Origin of the sequence: Streptomyces sp. NPDC001407 (assembly GCF_042895325.1) — a bacterium.
In the GTDB taxonomy this organism is placed as follows: domain Bacteria; phylum Actinomycetota; class Actinomycetes; order Streptomycetales; family Streptomycetaceae; genus Streptomyces.
Genome location: NZ_JBIAWF010000026.1, coordinates 89,137 through 115,159 on the forward strand (window position 1 = coordinate 89,137; position 26,023 = coordinate 115,159).

General features: G+C 73.0%; 20 protein-coding genes. 14 read left to right on the plus strand and 6 right to left on the minus strand.

Annotation, left to right across the window (positions count from 1 at the left end):
- Positions 1-30: 30 nt before the first annotated feature.
- Positions 31-783 (minus strand): TIGR03089 family protein, encoded by a 753-nt coding sequence (locus ACFY1P_RS29035; RefSeq protein ID WP_361528530.1) that lies wholly within the window; start codon positions 781-783, stop codon positions 31-33.
- Between the two features lie 137 nt (positions 784-920).
- On the opposite strand from ACFY1P_RS29035, the gene ACFY1P_RS29040 reads away from it, so the two are divergent.
- From ACFY1P_RS29040 to ACFY1P_RS29050, 3 genes are all read left to right on the plus strand, one after another.
- A complete protein-coding gene (locus ACFY1P_RS29040; RefSeq protein ID WP_390752253.1) occupies positions 921-2,417 on the plus strand; it encodes an N-acetylmuramoyl-L-alanine amidase in 1,497 nt (498 codons plus the stop codon).
- Positions 2,418-2,498: 81 nt separating this feature from the next.
- Positions 2,499-3,581, plus strand: coding sequence for a sugar phosphate nucleotidyltransferase (locus ACFY1P_RS29045; RefSeq protein ID WP_390752254.1), 1,083 nt, complete (start codon positions 2,499-2,501; stop codon positions 3,579-3,581).
- A gap of 74 nt (positions 3,582-3,655) precedes the next feature.
- Complete coding sequence (locus ACFY1P_RS29050) at positions 3,656-4,558, plus strand: DNA-3-methyladenine glycosylase 2 family protein (protein WP_361528535.1); 903 nt, start codon at positions 3,656-3,658, stop codon at positions 4,556-4,558.
- Positions 4,559-4,876: 318 nt separating this feature from the next.
- Here ACFY1P_RS29050 and ACFY1P_RS29055 read toward each other — a convergent pair whose 3' ends face one another.
- The 3 genes from ACFY1P_RS29055 to ACFY1P_RS29065 are packed head-to-tail and all read right to left on the minus strand — an operon-like array spanning position 4,877 to position 7,739.
- Entirely contained in the window at positions 4,877-6,208 is a 1,332-nt protein-coding gene (locus ACFY1P_RS29055; protein ID WP_390752255.1) for a coenzyme F420-0:L-glutamate ligase, read from the minus strand.
- Positions 6,205-7,170 carry a 2-phospho-L-lactate transferase gene (gene cofD, locus ACFY1P_RS29060; RefSeq protein WP_361528960.1) on the minus strand — a complete coding sequence of 322 codons (966 nt, stop codon included), beginning with the start codon at positions 7,168-7,170 and terminating at the stop codon, positions 6,205-6,207. The genes ACFY1P_RS29055 and cofD overlap by 4 nt, the downstream gene beginning before the upstream one ends.
- 44 nt (positions 7,171-7,214) lie before the next feature.
- Positions 7,215-7,739, minus strand: coding sequence for a cysteine dioxygenase family protein (locus ACFY1P_RS29065; protein ID WP_361528957.1), 525 nt, complete (start codon positions 7,737-7,739; stop codon positions 7,215-7,217).
- Positions 7,740-8,411: 672 nt separating this feature from the next.
- Between ACFY1P_RS29065 and ACFY1P_RS29070 the strand changes: the two genes are divergently transcribed.
- The 3 genes from ACFY1P_RS29070 to ACFY1P_RS29080 all read left to right on the plus strand — a co-directional run bounded on the left by ACFY1P_RS29070 (position 8,412) and on the right by ACFY1P_RS29080 (position 14,361).
- Entirely contained in the window at positions 8,412-8,675 is a 264-nt protein-coding gene (locus tag ACFY1P_RS29070; RefSeq protein WP_004952403.1) for a WhiB family transcriptional regulator, read from the plus strand.
- 392 nt (positions 8,676-9,067) lie between these two features.
- Entirely contained in the window at positions 9,068-12,790 is a 3,723-nt protein-coding gene (locus ACFY1P_RS29075; RefSeq protein WP_390752256.1) for a glycosyltransferase, read from the plus strand.
- Complete coding sequence (locus ACFY1P_RS29080; protein WP_361528951.1) at positions 12,787-14,361, plus strand: DUF5719 family protein; 1,575 nt, start codon at positions 12,787-12,789, stop codon at positions 14,359-14,361. The genes ACFY1P_RS29075 and ACFY1P_RS29080 overlap by 4 nt, the downstream gene beginning before the upstream one ends.
- 105 nt (positions 14,362-14,466) lie before the next feature.
- Here ACFY1P_RS29080 and ACFY1P_RS29085 read toward each other — a convergent pair whose 3' ends face one another.
- On the minus strand, positions 14,467-14,976 hold the full coding sequence (locus tag ACFY1P_RS29085) for a metallopeptidase family protein (RefSeq protein WP_390752257.1): 510 nt from the start codon (positions 14,974-14,976) through the stop codon (positions 14,467-14,469).
- 272 nt (positions 14,977-15,248) lie between these two features.
- On the opposite strand from ACFY1P_RS29085, the gene ACFY1P_RS29090 reads away from it, so the two are divergent.
- The 6 genes from ACFY1P_RS29090 to ACFY1P_RS29115 all read left to right on the plus strand — a co-directional run bounded on the left by ACFY1P_RS29090 (position 15,249) and on the right by ACFY1P_RS29115 (position 21,091).
- Positions 15,249-15,689, plus strand: coding sequence for a DUF3499 domain-containing protein (locus tag ACFY1P_RS29090; RefSeq protein WP_361528945.1), 441 nt, complete (start codon positions 15,249-15,251; stop codon positions 15,687-15,689).
- A 135-nt stretch (positions 15,690-15,824) separates the two neighbouring features.
- Positions 15,825-17,183, plus strand: coding sequence for a phosphomannomutase/phosphoglucomutase (locus tag ACFY1P_RS29095; RefSeq protein ID WP_361528942.1), 1,359 nt, complete (start codon positions 15,825-15,827; stop codon positions 17,181-17,183).
- A 173-nt stretch (positions 17,184-17,356) separates the two neighbouring features.
- The gene (locus tag ACFY1P_RS29100) at positions 17,357-17,533 is read left to right on the plus strand and encodes a Trm112 family protein (RefSeq protein WP_361528939.1); all 177 of its coding nucleotides are present in this window, start codon (positions 17,357-17,359) and stop codon (positions 17,531-17,533) included.
- Between the two features lie 63 nt (positions 17,534-17,596).
- A complete protein-coding gene (locus tag ACFY1P_RS29105; protein WP_361528936.1) occupies positions 17,597-18,745 on the plus strand; it encodes an SIS domain-containing protein in 1,149 nt (382 codons plus the stop codon).
- 84 nt (positions 18,746-18,829) lie between these two features.
- Positions 18,830-20,035 (plus strand): mannose-6-phosphate isomerase, class I, encoded by a 1,206-nt coding sequence (gene manA, locus ACFY1P_RS29110; RefSeq protein WP_390752258.1) that lies wholly within the window; start codon positions 18,830-18,832, stop codon positions 20,033-20,035.
- 87 nt (positions 20,036-20,122) lie between these two features.
- Positions 20,123-21,091, plus strand: a complete 969-nt coding sequence (locus tag ACFY1P_RS29115; protein WP_361528930.1) for a cation diffusion facilitator family transporter — start codon at positions 20,123-20,125, stop codon at positions 21,089-21,091.
- Between the two features lie 34 nt (positions 21,092-21,125).
- Here ACFY1P_RS29115 and ACFY1P_RS29120 read toward each other — a convergent pair whose 3' ends face one another.
- Positions 21,126-23,087, minus strand: a complete 1,962-nt coding sequence (locus ACFY1P_RS29120; RefSeq protein WP_390752259.1) for a fructose-specific PTS transporter subunit EIIC — start codon at positions 23,085-23,087, stop codon at positions 21,126-21,128.
- 382 nt (positions 23,088-23,469) lie between these two features.
- Between ACFY1P_RS29120 and ahcY the strand changes: the two genes are divergently transcribed.
- Together ahcY and ACFY1P_RS29130 are read left to right on the plus strand one after the other, a co-directional pair.
- The gene (gene ahcY / locus ACFY1P_RS29125; RefSeq protein ID WP_361528924.1) at positions 23,470-24,927 is read left to right on the plus strand and encodes an adenosylhomocysteinase; all 1,458 of its coding nucleotides are present in this window, start codon (positions 23,470-23,472) and stop codon (positions 24,925-24,927) included.
- A gap of 103 nt (positions 24,928-25,030) precedes the next feature.
- Entirely contained in the window at positions 25,031-25,654 is a 624-nt protein-coding gene (locus tag ACFY1P_RS29130; protein WP_361528921.1) for a hypothetical protein, read from the plus strand.
- Positions 25,655-26,023 lie beyond the last annotated feature (369 nt).

Consider the following 26,023-nt stretch of genomic DNA (forward strand, 5'->3'; position numbering starts at 1 on the left):
TCATCGCGCGGTCCCGGCGATGCGGCAGCGTCAGAGGGCCGTCACGGTGACGCGCTCACTCTCCCGGCGCTTGTCCAGGCCGCCGCCGGAGAGCCGGTCGAGGTTGCGGCACAGCACCACCGACCCGCCGGAGGCGAGCGGCGCGAACAGCCCGGCGGAGAGGCCGTCCCAGGTGGCGTACGGCAGGCCGGACAGCATCCGCGAGCCCGCGCCCAGCCCGTGCTGGAAGGCGTCCGTGCGCGCCCGCTCGACCAGCTGGGCCCCCGTCAGCTCCAGGCCGTCCACCGCGAGCGCGGGGGCGTCCGGGTCGACGGGCGCGTACGGCGCGAAGCGGTCGCCCTGGCTGGGCACCTCGACGGCGTAGTCCGCGAAGCCCTCCGGCGGCTGGGGGAACCGGCCACCCAAGGGGCGCAGGGCGAGCGCGACGCGCTCCCCGGAGCAGGCGCGCGCCTCCTCCAGGGTGTCCGGGCCGCTCACCACGAGGTCCGCGGCGGCCGGGTCGCCGCCCACGTCGGCCACGACGCCGACGGAGGAGCAGGCGAGCAGCCAGACGGCCGTCTGCCAGTGGGCGGGCAGCAGCAGCGCGAGCCGGTCGCCGGGCTCGGCGGAGAGCTCGCCCTGGAGCAGATTGGCGGTCTTCGCCACCCAATTGGCGAAGGTGGCCACGGACAGTTCCACGCGCTCGCCGGTGGCGTCGTCGTAGAAGGTCACGAGCGGGCGGGCCGGGTCCGCGGCGAGCGCGGAACGCAGCAGGTCGGCGGGGGTGCGATCGGTGGCGTTCATCGCCGCCAGGGTACGCGGCGGGGCCGCTGACGGGCAGTCGGGAAAGCGCGCGCGAACCGGTGCGGCGGCCGACTGGCCGTCACTTTCCGCCTCCCTTGAATGGACAGACTTATCGGCATATGTCCAGGATTTCTTTCATGCGTGGATTCCTTGTCTCCTCGACGGTCAGCGCCGCCGCCCTCACCCTGCCCTTCCTGGCCACCTCGTCGGGGGCAGCCCCCGCGGGCGCCTCCTCCGGTGCGACCTCGGTCACCGGTGCCCCGAACACCGTCCCCGGCTCGACGCAGTCCGTGCCGCTGGTCCGCCTCGGCGGCTCCGACCGGGCGCGCACCAACGGACCCGCCGAACAGGGCGTGCCCCAGCGCGAGGTCAAGCCCTTCTCCCTGATCGGCATCGTGTGGGACGACGCGGGGGCCGAACTCCGCGGCCGCGCCCAGGTGCGCACCCGCGCCGTGGGCAGCCGGGCCTGGTCCGGCTGGCAGGACGTCCAGACCCATGACGACGACCGCCCCGACCTCGACTCCCGCGAAGCGCGCAACGGCCGGCTGCGCGGCTCCACCGCGCCCCTGTGGGTCGGCGCCTCCGACGCCATCCAGCTGCGCGTCCGCCCCGACGCCGCCACCGAACGCACCCCCGAGGGCCGCGCCCTGCCCACCGGCATGCGCCTCGAACTCGTCGACCCCGGCGCCGCCGCCCCGGCCCAGAGCTCCCGCCGCGTCCCCGTCGTGCCGCCCGGCACCGACGAGGAACGCGCCAGCTCCGCCGCCAACGCCCCGCTCGCCCCGCTCGGCGCCACCGAGATCCCCGCCGCGGGCAGGAACGCCGCCCGCTCCGACATCGCCGCCACCGGCACCGGCCGCAACAAAATGCCCTCGGACGAACCCGAGGGGGACACCGAGAACGACGACTCGAGCGACTGGAACGACAGCGACGAGGGCGGCGACCCCCGCGGCAACGTGGACCCCGACGACGGCTACGACCAGGAGGGCCCCTCCGACTCCGACGAGAACACCGCCCCCGACGGCCGCTACACCGCCTCCCGCCCGCGCATCGTCACCCGGGCCGGCTGGGGCGCGGACGAATCGCTCCGCGAGCGCGCCTTCGCGTACACCAAGACCGTCAAGGCCGCCTTCGTCCACCACACGGCCTCCGGCAACAACTACAGCTGCTCCGAGTCCGCGTCCGTCATTCGGGGTATCTACCGCTACCACGTCGTGAGCAGCGGATGGCGTGACATCGGCTACAACTTCCTCGTCGACAAGTGCGGCACCATCTACGAAGGCCGCGCCGGTGGTGTGGCGAAGCCGGTCATGGGTGCGCACACCCTCGGTTTCAACACCAACAGCATGGGCATCGCCGTTCTCGGAACGTTCGCCAGCTCCACCCCGCCGAAGGCGGCGGTGAACGCCCTGTCCTCCCTGACCGCATGGAAACTCGGCCTGTTCGGCGTCAACCCGCGCGGCACCGCGACCCTGGTGTCCGGCGGCGGAAACCTCTTCAAGAAGGGAACCTCCGTCAAGCTCAAGGCCATCTCCGGACACCGTGACGGCTACGCCACGGAGTGCCCGGGCGATCGCCTCTACAGCAAGCTCGGCACGGCCCGTACGGCCGCCGCACGCCTCCAGGGCCGCTGACCGGGGACGGCGGCGCCCGCCGGTCTGCATACACTGGCCGCCGATCAAGGCCCGGCCCCAGCAGGAAGCAGAGACGACAAGGTGACTGAAGCGATCCTCCTGGTGGGCGGCAAGGGGACACGGCTGCGCCCCCTCACGATGCACACGCCGAAACCCATGGTCCCGGCGGCGGGCGTCCCGTTCCTGACCCACCAGCTGGCCCGTGCCCGCGCCGCAGGCGTCGAGCACATCGTGCTCGCCACGTCCTATCTGGCCGAGGTCTTCGAACCGTACTTCGGCGACGGGTCCGCCCTCGGCCTCCACCTCGAATACGTCACCGAGGTGGAGCCGCTCGGCACCGGCGGGGCCATCCGCAACGTCGCCTCCCGGCTGCGCTCGGCGCCGGACGAGCCGGTGCTGATCTTCAACGGCGACATCCTCACCGGCCTCGACATCGAGGCGCTGGTCGACACCCACCGCACCACCGGTGCGGACGTCTCCCTGCACCTGACCCGGGTCGAGGACCCCCGCGCCTTCGGCCTGGTGCCCACCGACGCCACCGGCCGGGTGACGGCCTTCCTGGAGAAGCCGCAGACGCCCGAGGAGATCGTCACCGACCAGATCAACGCGGGCGCGTACGTCTTCAACCGCTCGGTGATCGACTCCATCCCCGCGGACCGGCCCGTCTCGGTCGAGCGCGAGACCTTCCCCGGGCTGCTCGCGGCGGGCGCGCACCTCCAGGGCATGGTCGACTCCACGTACTGGCTCGACCTGGGCACCCCCCAGGCGTTCGTACGCGGCTCCGCCGACCTGGTCCTCGGCCGGGCACCCTCCCCGGCCGTGCCGGGCCGCTGCGGCGACTGGCTCGTCCTGGACACCGCCGACGTCGCCCCCGACGCCAAGCTCACCGGCGGCACGGTGATCGGCGCCGGGGCCGTGGTGGAGCCGGGCGCGCGGGTCGACGGCAGCACGGTCCTCGACGGCGCGGTCATCGAGGCGGGCGCGCAGGTGCGCGACTCCCTGGTGGGCGCGGGCGCGCGGATCGGGGCCCGCACGGTCCTCGACGGCGCGGTCATCGGCGACGGCGCGCGGGTGGGCGCCGACAACGAGCTCCGGGCGGGGGCGCGGATCTGGTGCGACGCGCGGATCGACGCGGGGGCGATCCGCTTCTCCTCCGACCAGTAGGGCGCGTCCGGCGGGGGTGCGTTGAGCGGAATCAGGGAATCCGATTTGTCGGTCCGCCGACGTAGGCTGGCTGGATGGCGACGCGCACGTGGGTCCCGCCGGGCCCGTACGACCTGGGGCGCACCCTCGGCGTCCTCGCGCGCGGCCCCGGCGACCCGGCCTACCGAGTGGGGGCGGACGGTTCCGTCTGGCGCGCGAGCCGCACGCCGGAAGGACCGGGCACGCTCCATGTGACCGCTCGCGGCGGCGAGGTGCACGCGGAGGCGTGGGGCCCCGGCGCCGACTGGCTGCTGGACCACCTCCCGGCCCTCCTCGGCGGCACGGACGACCCGGCCGCCTTCACGCCCCGCCACCGCCTCGTGCACCAGGCCCACCGCCGCAACCCGGGGCTCCGGCTCGCCCGCACCGGGCTGGTCCTGGAGTCGCTCATCCCCTCGGTCCTGGAGCAGAAGGTCACCAGCGACGAGGCGTACCGCGCGTGGCGCCTCCTCCTCCAGCGCCACGGCGAACCCGCCCCCGGCCCGGCACCCCGCATGCGCGTCATGCCCGACCCGCGGGGCTGGGCCCTGATCCCCTCCTGGGAGTGGCACCGGGCGGGTGTGGACGGCAAGCGGTCCGCGACGATCGTCCGCGCCGCACGCGTGGCCGCCCGCCTGGAGGAGGCCGCCACCATGGACGAACGCCAGGCCGCCGCCCGCCTCCAGGCCGTCCCCGGCATCGGCCCGTGGACGGCGGCGGAGACCCTCCAGCGCAGCAACGGCGCGACGGACGCGGTCACGGTCGGCGACCTGCACCTTCCGAAGATCGTCGGCTATGCGCTGACGGGCCGGCGGGGGATGGACGACGCGGCGATGCTCGACCTTCTGACCCCCTACGCGGGCCAACGCCACCGGGCGTGCCGCCTGATCCTCCTCGCGGGGGTGGCGCCGCCGCGCAGGGCACCACGCTTCTCGGTGAACGACATCAGGGCGATCTGAGGGCGCGCGGGCCAGTGGCGCCTGCGGCGGGCTTTGTTCCCCAGCCCCGCCCCTTCCCGGAACTGGGGGCAAGCCCCCAGACCCCCGAAGCACGCTTCGCGCGCTGTCCTCAAACGCCGGACGGGCTGGTTTTCCAGCCCGTCCGGCGTTTGAGGACTAGCGCCGCAGGCGCTGCGCGTCAGCCGACGTACCCGCACATCGGGGTCTGGGGCAGCGCCCCAGTTCCGGGAAGGGGCGGGGCTGGGGAACAAAGCCCACCGCAGGCGCAAGCAACCCGCACCCGACCACCCCGCCCAGCCACAGACCCCCGGCCCTACCTCACCGCACCTCGACAAAAGACGAAACGCTTCGCCCCACCCGCTCCCGAGCCGGCGCCGCCGCGTGCCCGATCGCCACCGCCCCCATCGGAGACCACCCCGAAGGCAGCGAAAGCACCGACCGCACGACATCCGCGCAGAACATCGTCGACGAGATCCACGCCGATCCCAGCCGCTCACCGGCCAGCGCGACCAGGAAGTTCTGGACGGCGGCCCCGGCGGCGACCACGAACATCTCCCGCTCGGCCGCGTTGCGCCGCGCGTCCGGATACGTGTGGGAGCCGTCCATGACGAGGCACGGCACCGCCAGATACGGGGCGTTGCGCAGGACGTCGCCCCGCCGCACCCGCTTGGCGATGCTCTCCTCACTGAAGCCGTCGCCGCGCAGGTCGGAGATCCACGCGTCGCGCATGGCGTCGAGCAGCCGCGTCCGCGAGGACTCGGACTCCAGCAGGACGAACCGCCAGGGCGTCGTGTGGTGCGGGGCGGGCGCGGTGATCGCGGCGGCGACGGCCCGCCGCACGGCACCCGGGTCGACGGGCTCGTCGGTGAACTCACGGATCGTGCGCCGCTGCGTCACCGCCTCCCGTACGGCCTCGGAGGTGCCCAGCCGGAACATGTCGCCGGCGGGGGCGCGGACGAGCGCGCGCGCCCCGGCGCCGTCGTCGCCCACCACGTGCGGCAGCCCCCGCACCACGGCCACCGGCAGCCCCGCCGTCTTCCCCTTGACGAGGTCACCGGCGGCGGCCAGCTCGTCCGCGGTGGCGACGGTCGTCACGTTCAGGGGATTGCCGTGGGTGTCCACACCGCCGCGCAGGTCGTCGAGGACGCGCACCCCGGCAGCGCCGATCGCGACATCGGTCAGCCCACTGCGCCAGGGGCGGCCGAAGGTGTCGGTGATGACGACACCGACATCGACCCCCAGCGCGTCCTTGAGCCCGGCGCGCAGGGCGCGGGCGGAGGCGTCGGGGTCCTCGGGCAGCAGCAGGACAGTGCCGGCCTCGGTGTTCGACGCGTCGACCCCGGCGGCGGCCATGACCAGGCCCTGCCGGTTCTCGACGATGCGGAGGGTGCCGCGCCGGGCCACGACCCGTACGGCCTCGGCGTCGATCGCGGCCTCGCGGTCGGTGGCCCGGACGATCCGGCCCTCGGCCTTGCTGACGATCTTCGAGGTGACGAGCAGGACGTCGCCGTCGGCGAGGCCGGGCAGCCCCTCCGCACCGGCCGCCGAGGCGATGAGCTTGACGAGGTCGTCCCCGGTCCGCACCTCGGGGATGCCGGGCAGCGCCCAGACCCGGTACGCCGGGACGTCCTCCTGCGGCAGGCCACTCACGCGCGCACCTCCTCGGCGAGGGCCAGCGCCTGCTCGGCCATCCGCGCGGTGGCCTCGACGTCGGTCATCATCAGCGGGACGGACCGGCAGCGGATCCCGGCGGCCTCGACCTCGGCCACGGCGCCCGCGTCGACGGTGTCGACCAGCCAGCCGTCGATGAGCCCGGAGCCGTAGTGGCGGGCGACGGCGGCGGCCGTGGACTCCACCCCGACGGCCTCCAGGACCTTGTCGGCCATGCCGCGCACGGGCGCGTCCCCGACGATGGGGGAGAGGCCCACGACGGGCGCCGCGGCGGCGGCGACGGCCTCGCGGATGCCGGGCACGGCGAGGATCGTGCCGACGCTGACGACCGGGTTGGACGGCGGGAAGAGGATGACGTCGGCCGCGGCGATCGCTTCCAGCACGCCGGGCGCGGGCCCCGCCTCCTCCGCGCCGACGGGGACGATCGCGTGCGCGGTGGTGGCCGCGCGCAGCCGCACCCAGTACTCCTGGAAGTGGACGGCCTTGCGGCCCTCGCCGTCCGGGTCGTCGATCAGCACGTGGGTCTCGACGCGGTCGTCGCTCATCGGCAGCAGCCGCACGCCCGGCTGCCAGCGGCGGCAGAGCGCCTCGGTGACGGCGCTGAGCGGATAGCCGGCGGCGGTCATCTGTGTACGGACGATGTGCGTGGCGAAGTCGCGGTCGCCGAGCCCGAACCACTCGGGCCCCACGCCGTAGGCCGCCAACTCCTCCTTCACGGCGAAGGATTCCCCGGCCCGGCCCCAGCCCTGCTCCTCGTGGATGCCCCCGCCGAGGGTGTACATCACGGTATCGAGGTCGGGACAGACCTTGAGGCCGAAGAGGTGGATGTCGTCTCCGGTGTTCCCGATGACGGTGATGTCCGCGTCGGGGACTGCTGACTTGAGGCCACGGAGGAAGCGGGCGCCCCCGATCCCGCCGGCCAGAACCACAATGCGCTGCATGCGGAACAGTGTGTCAGCCGCCTGTGACATCCCTGTGAGGGGCGTCAGCCGCGCACGGCATCCCGGTCGGCGGGCAACACGGCGGCCGCGGGCCGACGGTGACGCATGGGCATCTCCGTCAGGCCGGGGGAGTAGACGTGCAGGCTCACGGCCGGGCCGAGGGAGTCGTTGACGACCTCGTGGGCGTAGCCGGGCGCGAAGACGCGCTGATCACCGGCGCGCAGCCGACGCCGTGCGCCGCCCTGGGCGCCGCCGCCCCAGCTGACCTCGGTGAGCTCTCCCTGAAGGACGGTCAGCACGCCGGAGGACGGCCCGTGGTCGTGCTGCCCGCTGCCCTGGCCGGGCACCCAGCTCAGCAGCCACACCTCGTAGCCGGGGCCGGTGCGCAGCCGGTGGTACCAGCGGCTGGTGGCGTCGTACTGCACGAGGTGCGCCCAGGAGGTGGTGTCGGCGGCGATGGAGCGGGCCAGCCCGGCGAACTCGGCGATGGTCGCGGGGTGCGCGGGGACGGGCGGCATCAGGTGCGGGATCGCGAGCGGGTCACCGGCGATCTGGACGTCGCTGTTCATGTGCGGGGTTCCTCGGCGGGTGTGCTGGGGCGCTGCGCGCGGGAGGCGGTGCGCCGGACGCGTACGGACGCGTCCGGGCGTGGGAGCGCTGGCCCTGCGGACGGGCGGGAAGGGTGGAACGAGGTGGAGCGTGAGGAAAGCTCAGCCGGAGCTCGTGGGCATCAACAGCTGGAACAGCGACAGCGTGCCTGCACGGCGCAGCGGGACCCGTAGTCACGGGTCAGGCTGAGTGCGGCGATGGCTGGCATGCCACCAAAGGTGACGGGCCCGACCGCGCTCTGTCAACTGCGTGTCCGTTTTGGGGTTAATCTTTCACCTCATCCGGTAACTGAGGGTGCTGAAAGGTTTGCGGCCCAGGGGTCGCGGACAGGTGGCGCACGAGTCGCGGCCGTAAACATCATTCGGCCGGACGGTGCAACGGGATTGCCGTGCGTGACGTCCTCTCCTTCAGGAAGAGGATGGGGCTGTCGAGGACGGGCGGTGGATTCTGTCCGGACTTGTAATGTTTCGGACACTTTCTGCTTGGCTTTGGTTCCGCAGAGTGAATAAGGGGCCCAATAGCAGATCTCGGCTTGACTGGCCCGGATCGGCACACTTGTAATTTCACCCGTGTTGTTCTGCCGCACTTGATGAAGGCAGCACGGGGACGCAAATGACAGACGAGGGGCGCACATGACCGAGCTGTTTCAGCAACTGCTGGTCGAGGAGGCGGACGAGGAGCTCGGCTGGCAGGAGCGCGCGCTGTGCGCTCAGACCGATCCCGAGTCCTTCTTCCCCGAGAAGGGTGGTTCCACGCGCGAGGCCAAGAAGGTCTGTCTCGCCTGCGAGGTCCGCTCGGAGTGCCTTGAATATGCCCTTGCCAATGACGAGCGCTTCGGCATCTGGGGAGGTTTGTCCGAGCGAGAGCGCCGCCGCCTCAAGAAAGCAGCGGTCTGATTGATCGGACAAACAGTTCTGTGGACAGTCTTATTGAAGTCCGACGAAGAGAAATAGCGACGCCGCACTCCGCTCGTGACGCACGGTCCGCCTGCCGCGTTCCACAGCGAGCGGCGGACCGCCGCGTTCGCGGCCACCGGCCCGGACACGGCATATCCGCCCGCCGGGGCGGCACCCCCGCCACCGGGCCGGGCGCCGCACGGACACCCGGCGCGACCGTGTTCCGAGGCCCGGGAGCCCGCACCCGCTGACGGGGACACGCGGGGGCACACACCGCCGGAGAGGCCCTAGTGTGGTGGCCCGTCGAGCGCACCGCTCGACCGCAGCCAGCAACCGCACAGCAGTCCTCCGGGGGGCGACCCCCGGACCCCGGCCGGAGGGCCCGTACCTCGATGTCCGTGCACAGCAATACGGCGGCCCACTACCCGGCCACCTCTGCCACGTTCGACCCCGCAGTCCCCCCGGCGTTCCCACGCCACGTCGTGACCGCCGTGCTCGTCGCCCACGACGGCGCCCGCTGGCTGCCCGACGCGCTGACCGGACTGCTCGGCCAGGAACGGCCCGTCCAGAGCGCCGTCGCCGCCGACACCAGCAGCACCGACGACTCCGCGCGACTGCTCGCCGAGGCCCTCGGCCCCGACCGGGTCCTGCACCTCGCCCGCCGCGCCGGATTCGGCGCCGCCGTCGACGAGGCCGTCCGCGCGGTCCCCGCACCGGACCCCGGCGAACTCCCGTACCTCAAGCGCTCAAGCGGCTGGGACCCCGTCAGCCGCACCTGGCAGGAGGACCCCTACGACCAGGGCGGCCGCGCCGACCACCGCCACGACGACCTCGACCCCGTCCAGTGGCTGTGGCTGCTCCACGACGACTGCGCCCCCGAACCCGGCGCCCTGCACGAACTGCTGCGCGTCGCCGACGCCGAACCCGACGCCGCCGTCATCGGCCCCAAGCTCCGCAGCTGGTACGACCGCAGACAGCTGCTGGAGGTCGGCGTCTCCATCGCCCGCAGCGGCCGCCGCTGGACCGGCCTGGAGCGCCGCGAGCAGGACCAGGGCCAGCACGACCAGGTCCGCCCCGTCCTCGCCGTCTCCACCGCCGGCATGCTCGTCCGCCGCGACGTCTACGAACAGCTCGGCGGCTTCGACCCCCGCCTGCCCCTCATGCGCGACGACATCGACCTGTGCTGGCGTGCTCACACCGCCGGACACCGCGTGCTCGTCGCCCCCGACGCCGTCATGCGGCACGCCGAGGCCGCCGCCCGCGAACGCCGCCCCGTCGACTGCGCCGGCCGCTCCGCCGTGAACCCCCACCGCGTCGACAAAGCGGGCGCCGTCTACGCCCTCCTCGCCAACACCCGCGGCCCGCTCCTGCCGTACGTCATGCTCCGGCTCGTCCTCGGCACCCTGCTGCGCACCGTCGGCTACCTCCTCGGCAAGGCACCCGGACAGGCACTCGACGAACTCACCGGACTCTTCGGCACCCTGCTGCGCCCCGGCCGGCTCCGCGCCGCCCGCAAGAGGCGGGGCGCCTCCACCGTCGCCGCGAGCGAACTGCGGCCCCTGTTCCCGCCACCCGGCGCGACCGTCCGGGCCACCGTCGAACAGCTCGCGAGCAACCTCGGCGGCCGCTCCGAAGCGGAACTCTCCTCCGCCGGACGCCACGGCGCCGTCGAATCCGGACCCGGCGGCGACGACGCGGACTTCCTGGAAGTCGAACAGTTCACCCGGCTCCGGCGCATCGCCCGCAAGCCGGCCCCCGTCCTCTTCGCCCTCCTGCTGCTCGTCTCGGTGATCGCCTGCCGCGCGCTCTTCGGCGGCGGCTCGCTGTCCGGCGGCGCCCTGCTGCCCGTGCCCGACGGCGTCTCCGGCCTCTGGGCGCGCTACACCGGCGGCTGGCACCCCGTCGGCGTCGGCAACACCGGCAGCGCGCCCCCCTACCTGGCCGTACTCGCCGCCTTGGGCACGCTCTTCCTCGGCTCCACCGGCTTCACCCTCACCCTCCTGCTGGTCTGCTCCGTGCCACTGGCCGGACTCACCGCCTACTTCGCCTCCCGCCCGCTCGTCTCCTCCCGCCTGCTGCGCGCCTGGGCGAGCGTCGCGTACGCCTTCCTGCCCGCCACCACCGGCGCCCTCGCCACCGGCCGGGTCGGCACCGCCGTCCTCGCGATCCTGCTGCCGCTGATGGCCCGCGCGGCCGTCGCCGCCACCGCACTGCGCGTCCCCGGCGCCCGCCCCACCTGGCGCGCCTCCTGGACGTACGCGCTCCTGCTCACCGTCACCACCGCCTTCACCCCCCTCGTCTGGCCGCTCGCCGTCGTCCTGGGCCTCGGCGCGCTCGCCGTGCACGCGGTGCGGGGCGGCGGCGCGTGGCTGACCCTCCACGGGCCGCGCTTCCTCGCCGTCGTCCTCACCCCGCTCCTCGTGCTCGCCCCCTGGTCGCTCGGGCTGTTCACCGACCCCGGCCGCTTCTTCACCGAGGCGGGCCTCGACCACGGGCACGGCACGACCGCGCCCTGGCACCTCCTGGCGGGCGACCCGGGCGGCCCGAAGACCTTCGGCGGCCTGCTGCTCACCGGCGTCGTCCTGGCCGCCCTCGCCGCCCTGCTGCGCGCCGACCGGACCCGCGCGGTCCGTACCGCCTGGGCGGTGGCGCTCGCCGCCCTCCTGTGCGCCGCCCTGGCGAACGGCAGCGGCTGGGCCGGGCCCGCGGCCCTGGTCTACTGCCTGGCGCTCATCGCGGCGGCCGTCGTGGGCGCCGAGGGCGCCCGCGAGCGCGTCGCCGCCCTCAGCTTCGGCTGGCGTCAGCCCGTGGCCGCCCTGATCGCCCTGACGGCCGTGGCGGGCCCCCTGGTCGCCGCCGCCGTGTGGATGGCGGCCGGGGCCGACGGGCCGCTGGAGCGGCGCTCCCCGGAGCAGGTACCGGCGTTCGTCGCCGAGGAGGCGGGCACCCGCGACCAGGCCCGCACCCTGGTGCTCGACGGCACCGGCGGACACGTCGGCTACGCCCTGGTCCGGGGCTCCGGCACCCGGACCGGCGACGCCGAACTGGCCGTCGCCGCCGGAGGCGACAAGAAGCTCGACACCGCCGTCGCCGGCCTCGTCGCGGGATCCGGAGCCGACCAGGCCGGCATCCTCGGCGACTACGCCGTCGGCTACGTCCTCGTCCGCGACAGCGCGCCACGCTCCATGGGCCGGGTCCTGGACACCACCCCGGGCCTCACCCGGCTCAGCCGCCAGGACCGCAGCTCGCTGTGGCGGGTCGACCGCGACGTCGCCCGCGTCACCATCACCCCCGGCGCCGGGCAGAACGCCGCACAGCAGTCCGCGCCCGTGACGGTCGCCTCCGGCCCGGTGGAGGCACACACCACCATCCCGGACGGCCCCCAGGGCCGCGTCCTGCGCGTCGCCGACAAGGCCGCGCCCGGCTGGCAGGCCACCCTCGACGGCCACGCGCTCAAGCGCACCACCGTCGACGGCTGGGCGCAGGGCTTCGAACTGCCCGCCGGAGGCGGAAAGCTCGCCCTGACCTACCAGGCCCCCCTGGCGCACACGGCGTGGCTCTGGGCCCAGGGACTCCTCGCCGCCGTCCTGGTGGTGCTCGCCCTGCCGGGCCGCCGCCGCGAGGTCGACGACGACCTGCCGGAGACCGGCGCCCCGGCGCCCGCCGCCCCCGCGGCACCCTCCGTACCGGCGCAGTCGGCCGCCGGAGAGGGCCGCCGGGCCCGCCGCCTGCGCGCCGCCGCCCAGGCGGAGGCAACGCCCGCCCCCACCGCACCGGAGCCCCCCGCGCCCGAGCCCACGGCCGACCCGTACGCCCAGCAGACCGCCGACCCCTACGCCGCCGTCCCGCAACAGCAGCAGTACGGCCAGTGGGGCGACGCCCAGGGCTACACGTACGACCAGCAGCCCTACCAGGAGGGCGGTTACGGCGGCGCCTACGACGGCTCGTACCAGCAGCAGGGCGGTGAGTACGCGCAACAGGCGCACTATCCCGCCGACCCGTACGCGGCGGAGACGTACGACCCGTACGGCTACGGACAGCAGCACTACGACACGACGTACGGCGACGGTGGCCGGCAGCAGCACCAGCACCGCGACGGGAGCGAGCAGCAGTGAAGCGCACCACCCTGTCCCTGTTCGGCGCGGTGGCGGCGCTCGCCGCGGTCACCGGCGTCGCCGTGTTCGAGGCACCGTCGGGCACCGCCGGTACGGCCGCGAAGGCGCCCGCCCGGCTGCCCGTGGAGCGCTCGATGCTGCTCTGCCCGGCGCCCACCTCCTCGGACGTGGGGGAGACGACGTACACCGCCTTCACTCCGGCCGGCGCTTCCGTCCGCACGAGCACGCGCAAGGCCACCGCGGACCTGCTCGCGGCGAGCGGCACGGCGGCGGGCCCGGCGAAGAAGGACGACGGCAAGCCGGATTCCAAGTCCGACGGCAAGTCCGACGCCAAGGGCAAGAAGAAGGACGACGCCCAGGGCGCGGTGGCGGCCGGTGCGACGGTGCTGTCCCTGAAGGAGCCCGGCAAGCCCGTCACCGCCACCACCGACCGCTCCGACGCCCCCGCCCTCATCGGCACCGCCGACGGCACTCTCGCCCCCGGCTGGACCGCGCAGCAGAGCACCGTGGTGAGCGCGGGCAGCGGCCGCGGACTGCACGGGCTCACCTGCACGGCACCCGACACGTCCTTCTGGTTCCCGGGCGCGAGCACCGCCAAGGGCCGCCAGGACTACGTCCACCTGACCAACCCGGACAGCACGCCCGCCGTCGTCGACCTGGAGATGTACGGCAAGGACGGCCGGATCCAGGCGGCCGCCGGCGAGGGCATCAACATCCCGCCGCGCTCCACCGTGCCGGTGCTCCTGTCGACCCTCACGGACGCCCCCACGGAGAACGCGACGCTCCATGTGGCCGCCCGCTCCGGACGCGTCGGTGCGGCGCTCCAGGCGTCCGACGAGAAGCTCGGCGGCGACTGGCTGCCGCCCTCCGCCGAGGCATCACCCGACGCCGTGCTCCCGGGCATCCCGGGCGACGCCACGTCCGTCCGCCTCTACGTCTTCGCACCCGGCTCCGACGACGCCGACCTGAAGCTGCGCTTCGCCGGGGCGAACAGCGCGATCACCCCGGCCGGGCACGAGAGCGTGCACGTCAAGAGCGGCATGACGACGGCCGTCGACCTCGGGGACGTCACCCGCGGCGAGGCGGGCTCGCTGCTGCTCACGGCGGACGGCGGCAGCACGCCGGTGGTCGCCGCGGTGCGGGTCACCCGGGGCAAGGACGACAAGCAGGAGACGGCCTTCATCGCCGCCACCCCGCCGGTCGACAAGCGCGGCACGGTCGCCGACAACCGCGCGAAGAGCAGCACCCTCGCCCTGGTCGCGCCCGGCAGGGAAGCGGCCCAGGTGAAGGTCACCTCCTCGGCCGGCAGCGACGGGGGCGGTGCCGTCAGCAAGACGTACACCGTCAAGCCCGGCACCACGCTGTCCGTGGAGCCGCCAGAGCCCTCCGGCGCGAAGGGGAGCTACGCGGTGACCGTGGAGAAGGTCTCGGGCGGCCCGGTGCACGCCTCGCGGATGCTCGCGCTGCCCAAGGACGGCGTGCCGATGTTCACGATCCAGCCCGTACCGGACGACCGCTCCACGGTGGCCGTCCCGGAGGCCGGTCAGGACCTGTCGATGCTGAACCGGTGACCTGGCCGGCTGTCACCTTCTGACCATTGGCGCGGCACCGGCGCTCAAACCTCCCGCGCGGATGCCCTGTTGGCGTCGCCGGAGCGCGGGCCGGTGCCGCGGCGGTCAGTCCTGGCCGTAGCGCGGGTCCACCGACTCCGGTGCCAGCCCGAGGAGTTCGGCGACCTGCTCCACCACGACCTCGTGCACGAGCAGCGCGCGCTCGTCGCGGGACTTGGTGCGGATCTCCACCGGCCGCCGGTAGATGACGATCCGGTCCGGGGTGTCGCCGTGCGCGGCGACGTACCGCCCGAGCGGCACCGTCTCGCCGTCGAACTCGAAGGCGTCGAGCCCTTCGGTGTCGCTCATGGTGCCGCGTCCGTCACGTGGGGTCACCGGGACCTCGCGCACGACGAAGTCGACCGCGGACAGCTGCGGCCAGAGCCGCTCCAGCCGCTCCGCCGAGTCGTGCACCAGGTCGACGAACGCCTCGCCCCGGCTGACCGACAGCGGCACTTGGGGCGGGGCGATCGGTCCGCGCATGCCGCGTCCGTGGCGGTCGCGGTGACGCGGCCGCGGTCCGGCGGGGCTGGGGGCGCCTCCGGAGGTGACCGGAGGAGGTACGGGGCTGTCCATCACTCCTGAGGGTAGCCGTCGTCCGCCCGTGTGCACGTAGTGATCGCATATCAGCCGAATGTCGCCGGATGAATGTTTCAGTCACTTCTGCGATCAATTACGGCCATGTGCAGGACGGTGTCATGCTCGTTGAAGGACACTGTGCGGACAGCTTGATGACAGATTTCACCGCCGGTGCGCCCTGCCCGCAGGGCCTCCACACAGCTCAACCAGGCGGTACGGAAGCGGCGTCCACGGGGCGAACGGAGCCGACACGGAGGAGTGAGCCGGGGGTGAGTCGTCGCGGACCGCTCAAGAGTGCGGTACCGTCCAACCTCGTGAGCCCTGTACGTCGCTGTTCGCGCACCGCGTGCGGCCGCCCGGCCGTCGCGACGCTGACGTACGTCTACGCCGATTCGACCGCCGTTCTCGGACCGCTCGCCACCTACGCCGAGCCCCATTGCTACGACCTGTGCGCCGAGCACTCCGAGCGCCTGACCGCACCCCGCGGCTGGGACGTGGTCCGGCTCGCCCTCGACACCGGCCCCGCCCGCCCCAGCGGTGACGACCTCGAAGCGCTGGCCAACGCCGTGCGGGAAGCGGCCCGTCCGCAGGAGCGCCTGACGGGACCGGCCGGCACCCCCGGCGCCCCGGCGCCCGGCGGCCGCGAGGCCGACCCGATGGAGGTCGCGCGCCGAGGCCACCTCAGGGTCCTGCGCTCGCCCGACTCCTGACGCCCCGGCGCCCGTTCCCCGGCCCACCGCCGTCAACACCCGTCCGCACCCGGCCTTCCACTCCTCCGATGCCCGGATTGTCAGTGCCTCCAGGTAGGTTTGTCTCCCCGTAAAGGACTCCAGGAGGGGTTGGCTGTGGCTGATCTGTCGCAGATCGTGAAGGCGTACGACGTCCGCGGTGTCGTCCCCGACCAGTGGGACGAGCCGCTGGCCGAGCTGTTCGGCGCTGCCTTCGCCAAGGTCACCGGCGCGGACGCGATCGTGACCGGGCACGACATGCGCCCCTCCTCGCCCGGCCTGTCCCGGGCCTTCGCGCGGGGCGCCGCGGCGCTCGGCGTCGACGTCACCGAGATCGGGCTCTGCTCGACCGACGAGCTGTATTTCGCGAGCGGGGCCCTCGGCCTGCCCGGCGCGATGTTCACCGCCTCGCACAACCCCGCGCAGTACAACGGCATCAAGATGTGCCGCGCCGGCGCCGCACCCGTCGGCCAGGACACCGGCCTCTCCGACATCCGCGCGCTCACGGAGCGGTGGATGGAGACCGGCGCGCCCGAGCCCGCCGCCACCCCCGGCACGATCACCGAGCGGGACGTCCTCGGCGACTACGCGAAGCACCTGCGCGGCCTCGTCGACCTGTCGGCCATCCGCCCGCTGAAGGTCGTGGTGGACGCGGGCAACGGCATGGGCGGCCACACCGTCCCCACCGTCTTCGACGGCCTGCCGCTCGAACTCGACGCGATGTACTTCGAGTTGGACGGCACCTTCCCCAACCACGAGGCCAACCCCCTCGACCCGAAGAACCTCGTCGACCTCCAGGCACGCGTGCGCGAGGTCGGCGCCGACATCGGCCTCGCCTTCGACGGCGACGCCGACCGCTGCTTCGTGATCGACGAGAACGGCGACCCGGTCTCCCCCTCCGCCATCACCGCCCTGGTCGCCGCCCGCGAACTCGCCAAGCACCCCGGCGGCACGGTCATCCACAACCTCATCACCTCCTGGTCCGTGCCCGAGGTCGTCAAGGAACACGGCGGCAAGGCCGTCCGCACCCGCGTCGGACACTCCTTCATCAAGGAGGAGATGGCCCGCACCGGCGCGATCTTCGGCGGCGAGCACTCCGCGCACTACTACTTCCGCGACTTCTGGAACGCCGACACCGGCATGCTCGCCGCGATGCACGTCCTCGCCGCCCTCGGCGGCCAGGACGAGCCGCTGTCCCGGCTCGTCGCGCAGTACGACCGCTACGCCGCCTCCGGCGAGATCAACAGCACCGTCGACGACCAGGCCGGGCGCGCGGCAGCGGTCAAGGCCGCCTACGCCGGCCGCGACGACGTCCGGCTCGACGAGCTCGACGGCCTGACCGTCACGGCCGCCGACTGGTGGTTCAACCTCCGCGCCTCCAACACCGAGCCGCTCCTCCGCCTGAACGTCGAGGCACGCGACCCCGAGACGGTGGCCCGCCTCCGCGACGAGGTCCTCGCCCTCGTCCGCGCGTAACGCAAGAAGCGGGACCCCGGGAAGCGGGAAAGGACGGGCCGGCGCGACACCGGCCCGTCCCACCCGCCACCCGAAGCGCCGGCCGCGGCCCCACCCGCCCCGGATAACCGCCACCCCCAGCGCGAGCGACTACGCTTGCCGGGCAAGGGACGTACACGCCGAAGGGAACCCCCATGCCGCTCGAAGCCGGTCTTCTGGAGATCCTCGCCTGCCCGGAGTGCCACGCACCCCTCCACGAGGAAGAGCAGGGCGCGGAGCTGGTCTGCGAGAGCAAGACCTGCGGCCTGGCCTACCCCGTGCGCGACGGCATCCCCGTCCTGCTCGTCGACGAGGCCCGGCGCCCCGCCTGACGCCCGCCCGGCCCGGCACACACCCGTACGGCGTACGCCACGGCGATCGGAGGCTGATCAACGGTGTTCGACGAGTCACTCCTCGATGACCCGAAAGCCCTCTCCCGAGCCGATCTCCGCGGCCTCCTGCGCGGCGCCGCGGAATCCGGCGCCAGGGTCCGCACGGCCGCCCGCAACGCCACCGAAGCGGGCATCGGCGCGCTCCGGCCGGACGGCCGCCCACGCGCCGTCCTCCTCGCCGGACCCGCCCCCGCCGCCGGCTACGCCGCCGACCTGCTGACCGCCCTCGCCGGCGGCAGCGCCCCCTTCACCCTCATCCGCCCCACCGGCGTCGCCCCCGCCCCCGGCGCCCTGCGCTGGACGCTCCCCGGCTGGACGGGCCCGCTGGACCTGCTGCTCGTCGCCACCCCCGACGGCACGGAACCCGGCCTCGCGATCCTGCTGGAGCAGGCGTACCGCCGAGGCTGCTCCGTCGTCTGCGTCACCCCCGACGGCACCCCCCTGGCCGACGCCACCGAGCAGGTTCGCGGCCTGACCATCCCGCTGACCGCAGCCCCCGGCGAGGCACCCACCGGCGGCGCGGAAACCGCCGCCGCGCTCCCCGTCGGCCCCGGCACCCTCTGGGCCCTGCTCACCCCGCTCCTCGCCCTCGCCGACCGCATCGGCCTGCTCGCCGCCGACCAGGGCGCCGTCGAATCCCTCGCCGACCGGCTCGACCAGATCGCCGAGGTCTGCGGCCCCGCCCACGCCACCTACAGCAACCCCGCCAAGACCCTCGCGGCCGAGCTCGCGGGCACCCTCCCGCTGATCTGGTCCGAAGGCGACCTCGCCGGCGCCGTCGGCCGCCACTTCGCCACCGTCCTCGCCGCACTCTCCGGCCGCCCCGCCCTCGCCGCCGAACTGCCCGAAGCACTGACCGCCCACGGCACCCTGCTCGCCGGGGACTTCGCCGCGGGCGCCGACCCCGAGGACTTCTTCCGCGACCGCGTCGAGGACCCCGAAGCCCTCCACGCCCGCGTCGTGCTGCTCCGCGAGCGCGCCCCCGACATCACCTCACCCGGACCCGCCGCCCGCGAATTCGTCCTCCAGCGTGAGACCCCCATCAGCGAGCTGGAGGCCACCGAGGGCGGCACCCCGCTGGAGACCGCCGCGGAGCTCCTCGCCATCACGGATTTCGCCGCCGTCTATCTGGCGCTCGCCTCCACCCCGTAGAACGCGGGAAGGGCACGGACCCGTGACCGACGACCGGGCTCGTGAACGCGACGCCAGCCGTACGAACAGTCAGGAAGCCGCCCCATGGACCGCCTCGCCAACACCGTGCGCCCCTACGCGTGGGGCTCCACCACCGCGATCCCCGAGCTCCTCGGCACCAACCCCACCGGCGAACCGCAGGCCGAGCTCTGGATGGGCGCCCACCCCGGTGCCCCCTCCCGCGTCGACCGCGGCAGTGGACCCCGGCCCCTGTGCGACACCATCGCCGACGCACCGGAAGCCGAACTCGGACCCGGGACCGTACGCCGCTTCGGACCCCAGCTGCCCTTCCTGCTCAAACTCCTCGCCGCCGCCTCCCCGCTCTCCCTCCAGGTCCACCCCGACCTCGACCGGGCCAAGGCCGGATACGCCGACGAGGAAGCCCGCGGCATCCCCGCAGACGCACCCCACCGCACCTACCGCGACGCCAACCACAAACCCGAACTGCTCTGCGCCCTCACCCCCTTCGAGGGCCTCTGCGGCTTCCGCGCCCCCGCCGAGACGGCCGCACTGCTCGCCGCCCTCGACGTCGACTCCCTCAAGCCCTACGCCGACCTCCTCCACGCACAGCCCGAAGCCGACGCCCTGCGCGAGGTCCTCACCGCCGTCCTGACCGCCGAACACACCGCCGTCGCCGACACCGTCCACGCCGCCGCCACCGCCTGCGCCCGCCTCGCCGCCGAGGACGGCCCGCACCGCGACGCGTACGCCGCCTACGCCTCCATCGCCCGCCACTACCCCGGCGACCCCGGCGTCATCGCCGCCATGCTCCTCAACCACGTCCGCCTGAGCCCCGGCGAAGCCCTCTACCTCGGCGCGGGCGTCCCCCACGCCTACCTCGACGGCCTCGGCGTCGAAATCATGGCCAACTCCGACAACGTCCTCCGCTGCGGCCTGACCCCGAAACACATCGACGTCCCCGAACTGCTCCGCGTCGTCCGCTTCGAGAGCACCGACCCCGCCGTCCTGCGCCCCGAGGCCGACGCCGGCGGCGAAGAGGTCTACGCGACACCCGTCGACGAATTCCGCCTCTCCCGCTACGTCTTCGCACCCGCCTCCGAAACCCCCGCCGCCCTCCCCGCGGGCGCCCCCCAGATCCTCCTGTGCGTCTTCGGCACCGCGGCCCTGCGCACCCCCGACGGCACCGAGCTGCGCCTTCGCCGCGGCGAGTCCGCCTTCGTACGGGCCGGCGAGAGCGCCGAACTCACCGGCGACGACGCCACCGTCTTCCGCGCCACGGTCGCCCTCTGACCCCGGACCCCGCCCGACGGCTGCGACAATGACCCGCCGTAAAGGAAGCGCAAAGCAACACCCCGGCGAAAGGGACATGCCGCACCCATGAGCGCATCAGGCGGAACCAAGGCCATCGTCGCCGCGTTGGGGGCCAACATGGCCATCGCCGTGGCCAAATTCGTCGCGTTCGCGTTCAGCGGCTCGTCGTCCATGCTCGCCGAAGGAGTCCACTCCGTCGCCGACTCCGGCAACCAGCTGCTGCTCCTGCTGGGCGGCAGGAAGGCGGAGAAGAAGGCGAGCGAGGAGCACCCCTTCGGCTACGGCCGGGAGCGCTACGTCTACGGATTCCTCGTCTCCATCGTCCTGTTCACCATCGGCGGCGTCTTCGCGCTCTACGAAGGCTTCGAGAAGATCAAGGAACCGCACGAGCTGGAGCACTGGTACTGGCCGGTCGGCGTGCTGGTCTTCGCGGTCGTCGCCGAGGGCTTCTCCTTCCGCACGGCGATCAAGGAGTCCAACGCCCTGCGCGGCAAGCAGTCGTGGCGCTCCTTCATCCGCACGGCCAAGGCCCCCGAACTCCCCGTCGTCCTGCTGGAGGACTTCGGCGCCCTCATCGGCCTCGTCCTCGCCCTCCTCGGCGTGGGCCTGACCCTCGCCACCGGCGACGGCGTCTGGGACGGCATCGGCACGCTGTGCATCGGCATCCTGCTCGTCCTCATCGCGCTCGTCCTGGCCGCCGAGACCAAGTCCCTGCTGCTCGGCGAGGCCGCGGGCCCGGAACAGATCGCGAAGATCCGCGCCGCCGCCGTGGACGGCGACACCGTCACCGGCGTCATCCACATGCGCACCCTCCACCTCGGCCCCGAGGAACTCCTCGTCGCGGCCAAGATCGCCGTACGGCACGACGACACCGCCGCCCAGGTCGCCCGCGCCATCGACGCCGCCGAGGCCCGCATCCGCGAAGCGGTCCCGATCGTCCGCGCGATCTACCTCGAACCCGACATCTACAGCGAGGAAGCGGCGACGGCGGGCGAGGACCCGGCGGCGACCCCGGGCGGCCCCGCCCGCCACTGACGAGAACCCCCGGAGGCCGGGTGGGGGAGCGCCCCTACCCGACCTCCCGGAGCGCCTCCACGATCTCCCCCCGCTCCTCCGCCGCGAGCAACCGTTCCCGGAACGCGGGATCCATCAACTTCCGCGACAGCATCGCCAGCAGCCGCAGATGCTCGTCCCCCGCGTCGGCCACCGGCACCGCGATCATGAAGACCAGCCGGGCCCTCGTGCCGTCCAGCGCCCCCCACTCGACCCCCTCCGCGGACCGCGCGAAACCGACGACCGGCGCCGAGACCGCGTCCGTCTTCGCGTGCGGCACGGCGATCTCCTCCCCGAGCCCCGTCGTCCCCAGCTCCTCACGGGCGAGCGCGGCACGCACGAGCCCCTCGACGTCCGTCACCTTGCCGGAGGCCGCCAGCAGTTCGGCCATCTCCCGGATCGCCGCCTCCTTGCCGCTCGCCACGAGCCGCGGCCGTACGGTCCGCTCGGTGAGGTAACCGGACAGCGCCGCGCCCTCCTCGGCCGGCGGAACCTCCGGCGGGACGGCGGCAGCGCCCGCCGCCGGCACACCCACGGCCGTACGGCCGCCGCCGAGCGACATCAGCGAGACCGTCGTCAGCGCCGTCACCGCCGTGCCCACGGCGATCGCGACGAAGAACATCGGCACCCCGCCGACCGCCCCCAGCACCGCGACGATCGGACCGCCGTGCGGCACGCTGTCCTTCACCGCCGCCAGCCCAGCGACCGCCCCCGCCACCGCGCCGCCGAGCATATTGGCGGGAATCACCCGCGCCGGCCGGGCGGCGGCGAACGGGATCGCGCCCTCCGTGATGCCGAAGAACCCCATGAACAGCGCCGCCAGGCCCGTCTCCCGCTCCTGATCGGTGTACAGCCGGCGCCGCAGCAGCGTCGCGAGCCCCTGCCCGAGCGGCGGTACGGGAATGGCCGCGGCACACATCCCCATGATCTCCGGGTTCCTGGAGACCAGGCCCGTGCCGAAGAGGAACGCCGTCTTGTTGACCGGCCCGCCCATGTCGAAAGCGATCATGAGACCGAGGAGCACGCCCAGCAGCGCCGCACTCGTGCCCGTCAGCCCGCCCAGCCAGCTCGTCAGATGCTCGAACACCCAGGAGATCGGCCGCCCGATCACATAGACGAAGAACAGGCCCAGCGCGGACGTCGCCACGACCGGGATCACGATCACCGGCATGATCGGCCGGACGAACGCCGGGACCTCGACCTTCTTGATCCACCGGACCAGATAACCGGCCAGGAACCCCGTCGCGATCGCCCCGATGAAGCCCGCGCCCGCCTTGCTGTCGTAGAGCTCCCCGTGCCCCGCGATCCAGCCCCCCACCATGCCCGGCACCAACGCAGGCCGGTCACCGATCGCATAGGCGATATAGCCGGAGAGGACCGGGATCATCAGCGTGAAGCCGATGGTGCCGATGTCGTTGACCGACTTCCAGAAGGAGTTGTCGAAGACGATCCCCTGCGCCGTGGTGTGCCCGCCCAGCGCGAGCGACACCGCGATCAGCAGCCCGCCGACGACCACGAACGGAATCATGTACGAGACGCCGTTCATCAGCGCCTTGTAGACGGCACCCCGCTCCTTGCCGCCGCCCCGGGCTGCCGGCGGCACGCCGCCCCCGGAGCCCTCGTACACCGGGGCGGTCCGCACCCGCTCGATCAGCCGCTCCGGATGATGGATCCCCTCGGCCACCCCGACCGACAGCACCCGCTTCCCGGCGAAGCGGCTCAGGTCGACGTCCTTGTCGGCGGCGACGATGACACCGTCCGCCTGTCTGACATCGTTGTCGGTCAGGACGTTCTCCGCCCCGATCGACCCCTGCGTCTCCACCTTGATCTCATGACCGAGCGCCTCGGCGGCCTGCGCCAGCTTCTCCGCCGCCATATAGGTGTGGGCGATACCCGTCGGACAGGCGGTCACCGCCAGCAGCCTGAGCCCCGGCCCCCTGACCCCCGCGCCCTCGGCGGGGCCGGCTGGACTGGTCACATGGATCTCCTCACAGATCGGCACGCGGCAGCGCCGACGGATCCCCCGTCCGCGCGTTGATCGAATCCTGCAACACGACGCCTGCGGAGAAAAGCGATCACGACCTCCGAGGGCGGAACAGGGCCGGACGGGGCTGGGGTTCACCACCACCATCGGTGTAGATTCGTGACCAGAGCCAGACGTCGCTGCTGATGGCGGTCGGGCGGCCCGCGCGACGGACCGGCCGAGGGAGAGAGGGCCTCCGACGGACTGCGCTGCGGCCAAGGGGACGGGTGTGTCCGGGCAGGTGCCAGCCACCTGCGGGGAGTCAGCCGTGCCCGCACACTGACCGCGTGCACAGCCGTACCCAACCTCGCTCGCCCCTTCAGGAGGAGCAGCCCGTATGACCACCACCTCCACCGGCCAGGACTTCAAGGTCGCGGACCTGTCGCTGGCAGCTTTCGGTCGTAAGGAGATCACCCTCGCCGAGCACGAGATGCCCGGCCTGATGGCGATCCGCAAGGAGTACGCACAGGCGCAGCCGCTGGCAGGCGCCCGTATCACCGGCTCGCTGCACATGACGGTGCAGACGGCCGTGCTCATCGAGACGCTGGTCGCCCTGGGCGCTCAGGTCCGCTGGGCGTCCTGCAACATCTTCTCCACCCAGGACCACGCCGCGGCCGCCATCGCCGTCGGCCCGGAGGGCACCCCGGAGAACCCGCAGGGCGTCCCCGTCTTCGCCTGGAAGGGCGAGACGCTGGAGGAGTACTGGTGGTGCACGGAGCAGGCGCTGACCTGGCCCGGCACCGCCACCGGCGGCCCCAACATGATCCTGGACGACGGCGGCGACGCCACCCTCCTCGTGCACAAGGGCGTCGAGTTCGAGAAGGCCGGCGCGGCCCCGGACCCGTCGACGGCCGACAGTGAGGAGTACGCCCAGATCCTCACGCTGCTGAACCGCACGCTCGGTGAGAACCCGCAGAAGTGGACCCAGCTGGCGTCCGAGATCCGCGGCGTCACCGAGGAGACCACCACCGGCGTCCACCGCCTCTACGAGATGCAGCAGGCCGGCTCGCTGCTCTTCCCGGCGATCAATGTGAACGACGCCGTCACCAAGTCGAAGTTCGACAACAAGTACGGCTGCCGCCACTCCCTGATCGACGGCATCAACCGCGCCACCGACGTCCTCATCGGCGGCAAGGTCGCGGTCGTCTGCGGCTACGGCGACGTCGGCAAGGGTTGCGCGGAGTCCCTGCGCGGCCAGGGCGCCCGGGTCATCGTCACCGAGATCGACCCGATCAACGCCCTCCAGGCGGCGATGGACGGCTTCCAGGTCACCACCCTGGACGAGGTCGTCGAGACCGCCGACATCTTCGTCACCACCACGGGCAACAAGGACATCATCATGGCCGCCGACATGGCCAAGATGAAGCACCAGGCCATCGTGGGCAACATCGGCCACTTCGACAACGAGATCGACATGGCCGGCCTCGCGAAGATCCCCGGCATCGTCAAGGACGAGGTCAAGCCGCAGGTCCACACCTGGACGTTCGCCGACGGCAAGGTCCTGATCGTCCTCTCCGAGGGCCGCCTGCTCAACCTCGGCAACGCCACCGGCCACCCGTCCTTCGTGATGTCGAACTCCTTCGCGGACCAGACCCTGGCCCAGATCGAGCTCTTCACCAAGCCGGAGTCGTACCCGACGGACGTCTACGTCCTGCCGAAGCTCCTCGACGAGAAGGTGGCCCGCCTCCACCTCGACGCACTCGGCGTCAAGCTGACCACGCTCCGCCCGGAGCAGGCCGCCTACATCGGCGTCAAGGTCGAGGGCCCCTACAAGCCGGACCACTACCGCTACTGACACCGCCCCGGTGGCCGCCGTCGAGCAGCCACCGCGGTGACCGGCGTGCAGGCCCCCGCCCTCCTCGGTGGGGGCCTGTCCCGTTCTCGTCCAAGGACCCACCATGCCCCGCGGCCGCTACTCCCTCCACGACCCGCACGACCACACCCCCCTCGGCGAGGAACACTTCCACTGCGCCACCGGCCCCTCGGGCTGGCGCTACGTCTCCCAGCTCACCGCCCCCTCGGGCGACCACGCCGGTTCCGTCGACCTCACCCTCGACGACCTCGGCCGCCCGATCCGCCTCCAGCTGCACGCGGCGAGCTGGCAGGTACGCGGCGCGGCCCTCGACGGCGTCACCTGGGTGCGCACGGATCCGGCCGGCGAGCACGCCACCGAGGGCAACGCGGCCGCCCACGCCTTCACCGGAGCCTCCCCGGCCTTCCACGTGGCCCTGGCCCGGCTGCTGCGCCTGACACCCGGCGAGGGCGCGAAGCGCATCAGACTCGTCGGCTTCACGCCCCCCGCGCTGGCTCCCCGGACCTTCGACCAGGCGTGGGCCCTGGTCGCGAGAACGCCGCACACCACGGACAGCGGCGTCCTGACGGTGGACGAGTACCAGGTCAGCGACCTCGAGACCGGCGAGCAGCACAGCGTGCACCTGGCGGGCGACGTGGTCCTGGCCGCACCGGGCATCGAGCTGGAGGAGCTGGAGAGCCCGCCGTCGTCCTTCGCGTCCGACGAGTGACCACGGGACGATGTGCGCTGGGCCGTACGGGCCTGGTACTGTCCTACTCGCTCCGCAAAACCCGTTGACACGGGAGGCGCGGGGAGGTAGATTCGAACGGTTGCCGGGAGCTGGACAGCTCCGGTGGCAACGGCTAGAATCTGAATCGCTTCGGTGCCGGATTCAATTCGCACGAAGCAAACCTCACTCTCCTTATGGGAAGCGAAAACGCCGATTAGCTCGGCCGAAACGCTTCTGATAAAGTCGGTGAAGCCGGAAAGCGAAAGCAGAAGGCAAACCCCGCTCCAACAGGGGGCCGGAAACGGAATCTGAACCGGAAACGGAACGGAAAACGGATCTGGTAAGGTTGGAAACACGAAATACCGAAGG